This window comes from Blautia sp. ZXY-1-B12, from assembly GCF_056339915.1.
Genome location: NZ_JBWJVP010000067.1, coordinates 1 through 12,470, shown reverse-complemented (window position 1 = coordinate 12,470; position 12,470 = coordinate 1). Strand labels below are relative to the sequence as shown.

At 40.6% G+C, this 12,470-nt stretch carries 12 protein-coding genes and 2 pseudogenes; 12 read left to right on the top strand and 2 right to left on the bottom strand.

The annotated features are described in order from the left end of the window. Window positions 1-223: 223 nt before the first annotated feature. The 8 genes and pseudogenes from AC075L_RS05045 to AC075L_RS05010 all read left to right on the top strand — a co-directional run bounded on the left by AC075L_RS05045 (window position 224) and on the right by AC075L_RS05010 (window position 7,236). Window positions 224-499, top strand: a complete 276-nt coding sequence (locus AC075L_RS05045) for a DUF2325 domain-containing protein (RefSeq protein ID WP_008703057.1) — start codon at window positions 224-226, stop codon at window positions 497-499. A 192-nt stretch (window positions 500-691) separates the two neighbouring features. After that, complete coding sequence (locus AC075L_RS05040; protein WP_008703058.1) at window positions 692-901, top strand: FeoA family protein; 210 nt, start codon at window positions 692-694, stop codon at window positions 899-901. A 97-nt stretch (window positions 902-998) separates the two neighbouring features. After that, window positions 999-1,220 (top strand): FeoA family protein, encoded by a 222-nt coding sequence (locus tag AC075L_RS05035; protein ID WP_022380698.1) that lies wholly within the window; start codon window positions 999-1,001, stop codon window positions 1,218-1,220. A 167-nt stretch (window positions 1,221-1,387) separates the two neighbouring features. Next, window positions 1,388-3,546, top strand: a pseudogene (gene feoB, locus AC075L_RS05030) (ferrous iron transport protein B). A gap of 213 nt (window positions 3,547-3,759) precedes the next feature. After that, a complete protein-coding gene (locus AC075L_RS05025; protein WP_008703063.1) occupies window positions 3,760-3,891 on the top strand; it encodes a FeoB-associated Cys-rich membrane protein in 132 nt (43 codons plus the stop codon). An 86-nt stretch (window positions 3,892-3,977) separates the two neighbouring features. Then, window positions 3,978-4,283, top strand: a complete 306-nt coding sequence (locus AC075L_RS05020) for a transcriptional repressor (RefSeq protein ID WP_476387273.1) — start codon at window positions 3,978-3,980, stop codon at window positions 4,281-4,283. Between the two features lie 521 nt (window positions 4,284-4,804). Next, on the top strand, window positions 4,805-5,140 hold the full coding sequence (locus AC075L_RS05015) for a DUF6110 family protein (protein ID WP_008703066.1): 336 nt from the start codon (window positions 4,805-4,807) through the stop codon (window positions 5,138-5,140). Beyond that, a complete protein-coding gene (locus tag AC075L_RS05010) occupies window positions 5,140-7,236 on the top strand; it encodes a heavy metal translocating P-type ATPase (RefSeq protein ID WP_196049226.1) in 2,097 nt (698 codons plus the stop codon). The genes AC075L_RS05015 and AC075L_RS05010 overlap by 1 nt, the downstream gene beginning before the upstream one ends. A 236-nt stretch (window positions 7,237-7,472) precedes the next feature. On the opposite strand, the gene AC075L_RS05005 is transcribed toward AC075L_RS05010, so the two are convergent. Then, the gene (locus AC075L_RS05005) at window positions 7,473-7,865 is read right to left on the bottom strand and encodes a metal-dependent transcriptional regulator (protein ID WP_022380700.1); all 393 of its coding nucleotides are present in this window, start codon (window positions 7,863-7,865) and stop codon (window positions 7,473-7,475) included. A 322-nt stretch (window positions 7,866-8,187) separates the two neighbouring features. Between AC075L_RS05005 and AC075L_RS05000 the strand changes: the two genes are divergently transcribed. From AC075L_RS05000 to AC075L_RS04990, 3 genes are all read left to right on the top strand, one after another. Continuing rightward, window positions 8,188-8,406, top strand: coding sequence for a cation transporter (locus tag AC075L_RS05000; RefSeq protein WP_026649923.1), 219 nt, complete (start codon window positions 8,188-8,190; stop codon window positions 8,404-8,406). Between the two features lie 113 nt (window positions 8,407-8,519). Further along, complete coding sequence (locus AC075L_RS04995) at window positions 8,520-10,385, top strand: heavy metal translocating P-type ATPase (RefSeq protein WP_196049227.1); 1,866 nt, start codon at window positions 8,520-8,522, stop codon at window positions 10,383-10,385. A 59-nt stretch (window positions 10,386-10,444) separates the two neighbouring features. Then, entirely contained in the window at window positions 10,445-10,807 is a 363-nt protein-coding gene (locus tag AC075L_RS04990) for an ArsR/SmtB family transcription factor (RefSeq protein WP_008703071.1), read from the top strand. Window positions 10,808-10,862: 55 nt separating this feature from the next. On the opposite strand, the gene AC075L_RS04985 is transcribed toward AC075L_RS04990, so the two are convergent. Then, the gene (locus AC075L_RS04985) at window positions 10,863-11,345 is read right to left on the bottom strand and encodes a Gx transporter family protein (protein ID WP_008703072.1); all 483 of its coding nucleotides are present in this window, start codon (window positions 11,343-11,345) and stop codon (window positions 10,863-10,865) included. 380 nt (window positions 11,346-11,725) lie between these two features. On the opposite strand from AC075L_RS04985, the pseudogene AC075L_RS04980 reads away from it, so the two are divergent. Next, window positions 11,726-12,470: pseudogene (locus AC075L_RS04980) on the top strand (Ig-like domain-containing protein); the annotation flags it as partial.

Here is a 12,470-nt window from a genome sequence, read left to right as displayed (position 1 = left end):
CAAGCAGGATTCTTTTTTATAAATAATTGCTTCACAATTTGGATTAATTTCGCAAAATTTTCATGAAGATATTGACAAGCAGTTCGTGTTAGCTTATACTAACTTATAGTTAGAGAAAGTTAACTGTAACCAAAGTATTATCAATGCCCGATTATCAGGCAAGGGATAAATACTTTCCAATCCCCATATTAATATATCAAAAAGAACAAAAGGAGGATAATACATGAGTATTGTAATCGTAGGCGGACATGACAGAATGGTAGGACAGTACAAAAAAATCTGCAAATCTTATAAATGTAAATGTAAAGTATTTACACAGATGGAAGCCGACTTCGGCAAAAAGATAGGATGTCCGGATCTTCTGGTACTTTTTACAAATACTGTATCCCATAAGATGGTAAAATGCGCACTGGACGAGGTTGGCGCTTCTACAGATATTGTGCGCTGCCATACCAGCAGCGGAAATGCACTCAACGGTATTCTCGAAGCACGTTGCTGATAAATACTTTTTGTATATATTGCATAATATAGTGATGAATTAATGAGAAAAATTATTGATGTTTTAAACTGAAAAACTTTATCATTAAGAATTTCATTAAAGTTATTGACATCTAACCAAAATTAGAATACACTAACCACATGATAAAGATAATATTTATCACTTAATAAATGCAAAGGAAGGGATGAAGAAATGCCGTTATCAATGGTAAATGCCGGTGAACCTTTTACAATCAAAAGGATCGGAGGCAAAGAAGAAGTAAAGAGACATCTTGAGGAGCTTGGCTTCGTAGTAGGAGGAGTTGTCACAGTTGTTTCTGAGATTAACGGAAGCCTGATCGTTAATGTTAAAGAATCCAGGGTTGCCATTGGAAAAGATATGGCAAGCAAAATTATGGTCTGAACCATAATTTCTTCCTGAAAGAAAAATAAAATTCCAGAGCGTATAGATTGTGGAAATGATTTTTCAAACACGCTCCGGGGAAAGAAGGGAAAGAAACTTGAAGACATTAAAAGAAGTTCATGTTGGAGAGACCGTTAAAGTCCAGAAGCTTACCGGTGAAGGTCCGGTCAAGAGAAGAATCATGGATATGGGAATCACTAAAGGCGTGGAAATTTATGTAAGAAAAGTTGCACCTCTGGGAGATCCTGTAGAAGTAACTGTAAGAGGATATGAATTATCCTTACGTAAAGCAGATGCCGAAATGATTGTCGTGGAATAATTTTTTTTGACATCATGTTAGGTCTTTCTAACAATTAGTGCCATCTAATAGTTAATAAAAACTAAGTATTAGTGATGACTAATAACTGTTGAGTGTGATATCAACAGCAGAAAGACTGGATAAAGCGATCAAAATAAAAGAGATCAAGAAATCAGAGGAGAGAGATTATGTCAGTAAAAATTGCACTCGCAGGTAATCCGAACTGCGGTAAAACGACATTATTCAATGCACTGACCGGCTCAAATCAGTTTGTAGGTAACTGGCCAGGTGTAACTGTCGAGAAAAAGAGGGTAAGCTGAAGGGACACAAGGATGTGGTCCTCACTGACTTACCTGGTATTTATTCTTTATCACCATATACACTTGAAGAGGTAGTTGCAAGAAATTACATTCTTCAGGAAAAACCGGATGCAATCATCAATATCGTTGATGGTACCAATATTGAACGTAACCTGTATCTTACAACACAGATTCTGGAACTTGGGATTCCGGTCATCATGGCAGTCAACATGATGGATATCGTTGAGAAAAACGGTGATACAATACATATTGATAAACTGAAAAAGAAACTTGGCTGTGAAGTTGTTACTATTTCTGCTTTGAAGGGAACTGGAATCACAGAAGCTGCAAACAAGGCAGTTTCCATTGCCCAGAGCCATAGGAAAGTAACACCTGTCCATGAATTCTGCGATAAAGCAGAAGAGATCATCGGAGCAGTTGAGAATAAATTGACCGGTGTGGTACCGGAAGAACAGAAGAGATTCTTCGCAATCAAGCTTCTTGAAAGAGATGACAAGATCATTGAGCAGATGAATACATCCGTAAATGTATCTGCCGAGATCAAAGAAATGGAAGATGAGTTTGACGACGATACAGAAAGTATTATCACAAATGAGAGATATGTTTATATTTCTTCTATCATTGGTCAGTGTGTGACTAAGGCAAGAAAAGATAAGCTTTCCACATCTGATAAGATCGACCGTATTGTTACCAACAGATGGCTGGCACTGCCGATTTTTGCAGTTGTAATGTTTATTGTATATTTTGTATCTGTAACTACAGTTGGTGCTTTCGTAACTGACTGGACAAACGAAGTTCTGTTTGGTGAGATCATTCCTCCGGCAATTGAATCCGGACTGAATGCGATTGGCTGTGCAGCATGGTTACAGGGACTGATCCTTGACGGTATTGTAGCCGGTGTGGGAGCTGTTCTCGGTTTCGTACCTCAGATGCTTGTACTGTTTGCATTCCTTGCATTCCTTGAGTCCTGTGGTTACATGGCTCGTGTAGCATTTATCATGGACAGAATTTTCCGTAAATTCGGTCTTTCAGGTAAATCCTTCATTCCAATGCTTATCGGCAGCGGATGCGGTGTTCCGGGTGTTATGGCTTCCCGTACGATCGAGAATGACCGTGACAGAAAGATGACAATCATGACAACTACATTCGTTCCCTGCGGAGCTAAACTTCCGATCATTGCCATGATCGCAGGTGCGTTCTTCGGAAACAGCGGATGGGTTTCAACAAGTTGTTACTTTGTCGGTATTGCAGCAATTATCTGCTCCGGTATCATCTTAAAGAAAACAAAAATGTTTGCCGGTGATCCGGCTCCGTTCGTTATGGAGCTTCCTGCATACCACTGGCCAACAGTCAGCAATATCTTAAGAAGTATGTGGGAAAGAGGCTGGTCCTTCATTAAGAAAGCCGGAACAATCATCCTTCTTTCAACAATCATTCTGTGGTTCTTAATGAGCTTCGGATGGGAAGGCGGAAGCTTCGGTATGGTTGAAGAACTTAACGAGAGTATCCTTTCTAAGATCGGTACAGCAATCGCATGGATCTTTGCACCTCTCGGTTGGACAAAAGCCGGCGAAGGATGGAAGATGGCAGTTGCAGCTGTTACAGGTCTGATCGCAAAAGAGAATGTAGTAGCTACATTTGGTATGCTTTATGGATTCGCAGAAGTTGCAGAAGACGGTGCTGAGATCTGGGGTAACCTGGCAGCAGCCATGACACCGATCGCAGCTTACGGCTTCCTGGTATTCAACCTTCTTTGTGCTCCTTGCTTCGCAGCTATGGGTGCGATCAAGAGAGAGATGAACAATACAAAATGGTTTTTATTTGCAATCGGATATCAGTGTGGACTTGCATATCTTGTGTCTCTGTGTATCTATCAGATCGGTACACTGGTTACAGGCGGCGGTTTCGGTATCTGGACAGTGGTTGCATTCGCAATTATCATCGGATTTTTATATCTGCTGTTCAGACCTTATAAGGAAAGCGGCAGCCTTAATGTAAAGGTAAAGGGTATGGCAAAAGCCAGATAAAACAGTAATAAGATCAGAGCCTGCGTCCCATCTGGTGGTGCGGGTTCTGATAAACAGAATTGCAACTGTTTCATACCTTTTTCATCGCGGAGCGTGTTACTGAGAACGAAGTGAACAGTAACGTATCTTCACAGTTAGTGGACTGCTGATTATCAGATTGCAGTATAGTGATTATATGTGTATGATAATGATATAAAGCAGGAGGTGTCATTTATGGGAACATTGATTGTAGGAGCAATTTTGATTTTAATTGTCGGACTGATCATAAGAGGAATCGTCAGAGACAAAAAAAGTGGCAAGTCATCATGTGGCGGAGACTGCAGCCACTGCAGAGGGTGCCATTGAGAATCAGGCATATTACTGAAACCTGATGCCAAACAGCAGCCATATGTCAGGAAACAGAAATTAACAAGCGGAAGGATGATGTGATTTTGGGAGCAGCAGCATTACAGAGACAGGAAAATTGTAAAGAGCCCAATTACCAGAGAACCCGAATGCAGAAAGATGTTGTAATCCAGGAATTAAAGAAGCGAGGATGCAGGATTACCAAACAGAGAAGAATGCTGTTGGAAGTCATTCTTGAAAATGAGTGTTCCTGCTGTAAAGAAATCTATTACAATGCATCCCGCCTGGATCCGGGCATCGGATCAGCTACGGTGTACCGTATGGTAAACCTTTTGGAAGAAATTGGTGCGATCAGCAGAAGAAATATCTGTAAAATCGTCAGAAATCCGTGATTGTAAAGATCAAAGTGTATTGCACCATCGAGCTGGTATGATAATACAGTCCAGAAATTATCAAAAGACAGTTCTAACAATGTAGTCCTGACAGGACTGAAGGCCTGTGGATACATTGACAAACAGGAAATCGAGCGGATGTTCGTAAATTCCTGTGATTTTAAACATTGAAAACAAGTAAAAATTTAAATAGAGAACGAACTGATGACCGCCGGGAAAATGCTGAAGAGTATAATTTCCGGTGGCTTTCTCTGATATTTCTTCAGTTTTTTACTCTCTTTTGGCAATACGGTTTCCGGTAACCTTCTTAACATGTCTGAAATGAGAACATTTCTCAACAAGAAGATAAAAAGTAGAAATATGAGAATTTTGGCTGTATAATACATGAAATATAAATAAGCTGATGTCGCAATAATGCGTTTGCCCATCATATTTATCTGAAAACAGTTCATAACTGTTCAGCACCGAAAGGATGCTGAGTGGTTACAATAAATTAAAAATCACAACAGGAGGATACATCAATGATTAAATTTGACGGTAAAAAAACAGGAATCTTTGCAGCAGGAGTAGCTTTCGGTACAGCAGGTATCAAGATTCTTACAAGTAAAGATGCAAAGAAATTATACACAAACTGCACAGCAGCCGTTTTACGTGCAAAGGCATGTGTAATGAAAACAGCTTCCGCAATTCAGGAGAATGCTGAGGATATTTATGCAGAAGCACAGCAGATCAATGAAGACAGAGCAGCAGCTGAGGAAGTGGTAGAAGATACAGCTGACGAAGCAGCAGAAGAAACAGAAGAGACAACAGATTTCAAAGAAGAGACAGAAGAAACAGAAGAAGGCAGCGAGGAATAATGAAATTTGCTATTAAGCATGAAATAAAAGGACGAATCCGTATCCACCTTGCCCAGAAACACATGACCTATAGACAGGCGGATATTCTGCAGTGTTATCTGGAGAAAGAGGCAAATATCAGCAAGGCATCGGTTTATGTAAGGACTCAGGATGTCGCTGTTGTCTATACCGGCAGCAGAGATGGGCTGATTCGTTTACTGAGCAGATTTTCCTATGAAACTGCTCAGGTATCTGAATCAGCACTTGAGAATTCCGGACGTGAATTAAACGAAACCTATAAAGAAAAACTGATCAACTCTGTAGTAATGCGTACATTAAATAAAATGTTTCTGCCATACCCGGTACGTGTAGCGATCACTACAGTAAAATCAGTGAAATACATTTATCATGGTGTACGTACTCTGATGAAGGGCAAACTGGAGGTACCTGTTCTGGATGCAGCAGCAATCGGTGTATCTATGCTCCGCGGTGACTTCAATACTGCAGGTTCCACCATGTTCCTGCTTGGAATCGGTGAGATCCTTGAGGAATGGACACATAAGAAATCCGTCAATGACCTTGCAAGAAGCATGTCTATCAATGCAGAGAAAGTATGGTTTGTAAATGAAGACGGACAGGAGGTTCTTATATCTGCTTCTTCTGTTAAAGCAGGTGATCTGATACGCGTACATATGGGTAATGTGATTCCGTTTGACGGAGATGTTGCAGCAGGAGAAGCAATGGTCAACCAGACTTCTCTGACAGGTGAATCTGCGCCTGTACGTAAAGCAGAAGGCAGCTTTGCCTATGCAGGAACTGTTCTGGAAGAGGGCGAACTCACTGTTAAGGTTAAAGAAGCAGCAGGTTCCAGCCGCTATGAGAAGATCGTCAACATGATCGAGGATTCTGAGAAGCTGAAATCCTCTGTGGAAAGTAATGCAGAACATCTTGCAGACAGACTTGTGCCATACACTCTTGCAGGTACAGGGATAACTTATCTGCTTACCAGAAACATGACGAAAACCCTTGCGGTACTTATGGTAGATTTCTCCTGCGCACTGAAGCTTGCCATGCCTGTTTCCGTATTATCCGCTATACGTGAGGCAAGTACTCACAGTATTACTGTAAAGGGTGGTAAATATATGGAAGCAATGGCTGATGCCACGACTATTGTATTTGACAAGACGGGTACACTTACAAAAGCAAAGCCTGTAGTTTCAGATGTGGTATCTTTCAGTGACGAGCTGAGTTCAGATGAGCTTCTGCGTATTGCAGCATGTATGGAGGAACATTTCCCTCATTCCATGGCAAGAGCAGTTGTCAATGCAGCCAAAGAGAAACATCTTGTTCATGAGGAAATGCATTCAAAAGTAGAATATATCGTAGCTCATGGTATTTCTACAACTATTGAAGGCAAAAAGGCAGTGATCGGAAGCTGGCATTTCGTAATGGAAGATGAAAAGTGTGTAATTCCGGAAGGAATGGAAGACAGATTTGAACACCTGCCATTAGAATGTTCTCACCTGTATCTTGCAATCGAAGGAAAACTTGCAGCAGTTATCTGTGTAGAAGATCCGCTTCGTGAAGAGGCTGCAGATGCAGTACGTGAATTAAAAGAAGCCGGCATTACAAAAGTCGTAATGATGACCGGTGACAGTGAACGTACAGCAGCAGCTATTGCGAAACGTGTAGGCGTAGATGAATATTACTCCGAAGTTCTGCCGGAAGATAAGGCATCTTTTGTAGAGAAAGAAAAAGAACTGGGGCATAAAGTTATTATGATCGGTGATGGGATCAATGATTCACTGGCACTTTCTTCTGCAAGTGTGGGAATTGCTATCAGTGATGGCGCAGCTATTGCACGTGAGATTGCAGATGTTACAATTTCTGCAGATAATCTCCATGAGATTGTTACGTTAAAGAGACTGAGTACAGCGCTGATGAAGCGTATCCACAATAATTACAGAACTATTATCGGTATAAACGGCGGTCTGATCGCACTTGGAGTTACAGGTATCATTATGCCTACAACATCTGCACTGCTTCATAACATGTCAACACTGACTATCAGTTTAAGAAGTATGAGAAATCTTCTTCCAAAAGAAGAGGAAGCATAAAGATAACCATAAAAAACCATATCCGGGATTTCATGATAAAGCAACAGATGCTTAGTCTCTGAAAATCCGGGATATGGTTTTTATTATGTTTTTATTTATAGCAATCCTCTAAAATAATGCATCTTAATCCAGCCCAGCAGAGTGTGAAATCCTGCGTCAGATATCTTTGCCGTGCGTCAGCACGCCTGCAGATATCTTCCTTGTCTTTCGCACGCTGCTGAACTGTCTTAAATGCATTATTTACGAGGATTGCTATAATTTTCATGCGTGCCTGCAATAGACTTCTTAATGGCAGCAAAACTCTCTGCGCTGATCGCATGCTCCATCTTACAGGCATCCTCGGCTGCAACCTTCGGGTCAACTCCGATAGAAGTCAGCCATCCGGTCAGAAAGGTATGTCTTTCATAAATCTTATCTGCAATTTCCTGCCCGGTTTCCGTCAGATTGATAAATCCATTTTCATCAATCGTAATGTAATTACTGGCTTTCAAATTCTTCATTGCAACACTGACACTCGGTTTTGAAAAAGACAGTTCATGCGCAATGTCGATAGAGCGGACATTACCGTTTCTTTTTTGGATCATAAGGATCGCTTCGAGATAATCTTCTCCTGATTCATGTATCGCCATATTGATACCCTCCTTTTTTCTTTCCGATATTGCTACTGTGAACTGCTGTACGCAAACAGTACAGGCAGTTATGTTCTGTCAAAGAGTATCATATTTCTTTTTATGATTTTGATACCTGCCAGATAATAATATCCTGTTTTTTAAAACATTAAAGCAACACGTTAAACTATAATAACATGGATTATAACATAACTTTTTATTTCCGTAAAGAAATCTCCTCAAAACTATTGACAGAAGAGAAAATAATGCTATAATAAAATCAAACAAATGAACAAGTGCTCATATGTTAATATAAAAGAGATGAGCGGAAAGGGAAAATATTATGAAGAAAACTTATAAAATCGATGTAGACTGTGCAAATTGTGCTAATAAAATGGAGGAAGCTACCAGGAATACAGCCGGCGTTAAAGATGCAACAGTTAACTTTATGATGCTGAAGATGATCGTTGAATTCGAAGACGGACAGGATCCAAAAGCAGTTATGAAAGACGTATTAAAGAACTGCAAGAAGGTAGAAGACGACTGTGAGATTTATCTTTAATTCTGAGTTATCCGGAGAATGGACTGTTGCATAAAACGTATCCCGGCACTGAGCTTTTCGCCGGAAAGTTTTTTGCAGCGGTCCTGCTTTTATAAGAAGAGAGAGGTATTGATATGAACAAGAAGCAGAAGAAAATGCTGATCAGAATTATCATAGCAGCAGTGCTGATCGTGGTCTTTTCCTTACTGCCGGCAGAGGGATACCTGAGATTTGTTCTTTTTATGATCCCATATCTGGTCATCGGCTATGATATCCTGAAGAAAGCATTTAAGGGTATTTTAAATAAACAGGTGTTTGACGAGAACTTTCTGATGGCTGTAGCCACAGTAGGTGCAATTCTCCTTGGCGATTATTCCGAGGGTGTTGCAGTTATGCTTTTCTACCAGATTGGAGAACTTTTCCAGAGCTATGCAGTGGGAAAGAGCAGACGAAACATCAGTGAACTGATGGATATCCGTCCTGATTATGCGAACATAGAGAAAGACGGAACACTGGAACAGGTTGATCCTGATGAAGTTGAGATCGGAACCATTATTGTTGTTCAGCCGGGTGAAAAAGTACCGATCGATGGAGTGATCACCGAGGGAACTTCTACATTAAATACAAGTGCACTGACAGGTGAGAGTCTTCCGCGTGATGCAAAAGCAGGCGATGAAGTGATCAGTGGCTGTATCAATATGACAGGTCTGCTGAAGATCCGTACAACTAAGGAATTCGGTGAATCTACAGTATCCAAGATTCTTGAACTGGTAGAGAATTCCAGCTCCAGAAAGTCAAAATCTGAAAACTTTATTTCCAAATTTGCGAAATACTATACACCTGCAGTATGTTACGGAGCCCTTGCTCTTGCATTTATCCCGCCGATCGTACTTCTTATTATGGGAAAACCTGCCATGTGGGGAGACTGGATCTACAGAGCCCTTACCTTCCTTGTAATCAGCTGTCCATGTGCGCTGGTCATCAGCATCCCGTTAAGTTTCTTCGCAGGAATCGGCGGAGCCAGCAATCAGGGCATTCTGGTCAAGGGTTCCAACTATCTGGAAACACTGGCTCAGACAAAATATGTTGTATTTGACAAAACAGGTACTATGACTCAGGGTGTCTTCGAAGTAAGTGGTATTCATCACAATAAAATGCCTGACGAAAAATTGTTAGAATATGCAGCACTTGCCGAGTGTTCTTCCTCCCATCCGATCAGCAAGAGCCTGCAGAAAGCATACGGAAAACCAATCGACAGAAATCGTGTTACTGATATTGAAGAAATCAGTGGTAATGGTGTGATTGCCAAAGTTGACGGCATATCTGTAGCTGCCGGTAATACCAAATTAATGAACAGACTTGGCATTGCTTATCAGGATTGCCATCATGTAGGAACTGTTGTGCATATGGCCATTGACGGCAAATATGCAGGACATATCCTGATATCCGATATTATCAAACCTCATGCAAAAGAGGCAATCGCTGAACTGAAGAAAGCCGGAATCAGCAAGACTGTTATGCTGACAGGCGATTCAAAACGTGTTGCAGATCAGGTTGCCGAAGAACTGGGAATCCAGGAAGTATACAGCGAACTTTTACCTGCTGACAAAGTTTCCAGGATAGAAGAACTTCTTAATCAGAAGTCTGAAAAGGATAAACTTGCATTCGTAGGTGACGGTATCAATGATGCTCCTGTATTATCCAGAGCCGATATTGGTATTGCGATGGGAGCACTTGGTTCAGATGCAGCTATCGAAGCAGCAGATATCGTTCTGATGGATGATGATCCTCTGAAGATTTCCAAAGCAATCAAAATTGCACGTAAATGTATCCGTATTGTATATGAGAATATTTATTTTGCAATCGGCATTAAAATTCTCTGCCTGATCCTTGGAGCTTTAGGTATTGCAAACATGTGGGTGGCCATTTTTGCAGATGTAGGTGTTATGATCCTGGCAGTATTAAACGCAATCCGTACATTATTTGTAAAGAATTTATAAGAAACAGGCAAATCAGCAGAAACCTTTTGTGATAAGCCGGAAAGGTAACAGGTAAGAAAATGGAAGTATGCAAAGAAGAATTATGTGAGAGTAATGAAATACATGAAGATCTGCTTAAAATTGTAGATGAAACCCTGCCGGAAGAAACAGAGCTTTATGATCTGGCCGAATTATTCAAGGTTTTCGGAGACTCTACCAGAATACGCATTTTGTTTGTTTTGTTTGAGGCAGAGGTATGCGTCTGCGATCTCGCTAAAGCATTGAATATGACTCAGTCTGCGATTTCTCATCAGCTTCGTATTCTGAAACAGAATAAACTGGTAAAGAGCCGCAGAGAGGGAAAATCTATTTTCTATTCTCTGGCAGATGATCATGTCCGCACGATCATCAACCAGGGACGGGAACATATAGAAGAAGATTGAAAAAAGCATCAGTTATCTGAAAGATTATAAATTCAGATAACTGATGCTTTTAAAGTTATAGATGAACTCTTTTCAAAATCTCGTTAGTAAGTCCGCCGATTACTACCCCGGCAGCAACACCTGCCACCAGAAGTGCCGGTGCGTATACAAACACACTTGCATTTTGTACGATCAGCATGGCAATGATCAACTGACCGATATTATGGGAAACACCTCCTGCAACGCTGACACCGATCAGACTGAAGGAGGTTTTTTTCAGCATAAGTGTCATAACTGTCATACTAAGCGCGGCCCCTGCCAGACTGTACAGGATACTGAACAGATTTCCGAACATAAATCCGATCACCAGAATGCGGACAACAGAAACCAGGGCAGCCTCCCTAAATGAATATTTCTTCAAAATAAAAAGTACTCCCAGATTGGCAAGTCCAAGTTTAATCCCCGGAATCCCCGCAAAAACCGGCACCAGTGATTCCACATATCCCAGAATGATCGCCACAGCTGAAAAAAGCCCAAGGCAGGCTGTTTTTTGCTTCATAAATCTATTTTCTCCTCTCAAAAAATCCAAAATGGAATTATCAGAATTCTTCAGACATTTTAACACAGAAAAAATATTCCCGCAACCACAAGTTAGATGTAACTAATACTGATTTTTACTGAAGTATTTATTGAGAAAAAATGACGAATATCCCAGATAAAAAAGTGTGGATTTTTTCAGACAGGCATGTTACTATTTTATGAGTTAGTAGTGACTAATTTATATAATTACTGCTGACGGCATACCTATAGCAATCCTATATGAATATCTTTGGCAGAAGTCACTCCCTTTTGGTAAAAGTAAAATCCCTTTGGTTAATAAGTTGATTAACCCTCTGGTAAGAGTGATTCCGCAAAAAAATTTTAGAAGAGGAGAAAAACATGACAAACAAAAAACTTATGAAAAAAATAGCACCTGTTGTAATGAGTGCCGCAGTTGCTATGACCAGCATGCCATATGCAGTTCTGGCATCTGATTTCACAGACAGTGGGGTACTTACAGACAGCACAGATTTCTCTGTTTCCGAAGAGTTTGCCGCCGAGGATGCGCAGGAAGAATTTACCACCGAAGATGTCCAGGATGCTTTTGCTGCAGAAGCACAGCAGGGCGAAGCTTATGTGCTTATGAATATTCCATACGATGATTTCTACAAGGCAGAACTGAAAAATAATGATGTAAAAGTTGATGCTTTCACATCTGCAACTCTTAATAAATCAAGAACCGCAGGTATGATGAACGGAAATTCCGCTTATCACGTAGACCCCAATGGAACCGATGTAACAGGTGTTACTTTCCCTGTAAAGGTCAGTGATCTTTCCCTTCTGAAAGACCAGAAGCAGGTCACAGATTCCGACTCTGTAACGATCACAGTGACAAACAGAGGACAGACAAGCAGCAACACCTATACAGGAAAAGATTCCCTGATTGAAAATGCCTCTTACTCTTATTACATTTTAAGTGAAACACCGTCTTATTACAAAGAACTTACTGTAAATGCAGATGGCAGCTATTCTTTCTCAGCAATGAAAGGTGCCCAGACAAAGAACGTTACTATTGATGCTACATTAAAAACAGAAACAAATTACGGTGATTATGAGCTTGATCTTAACAATGAGGCTTTTGCAT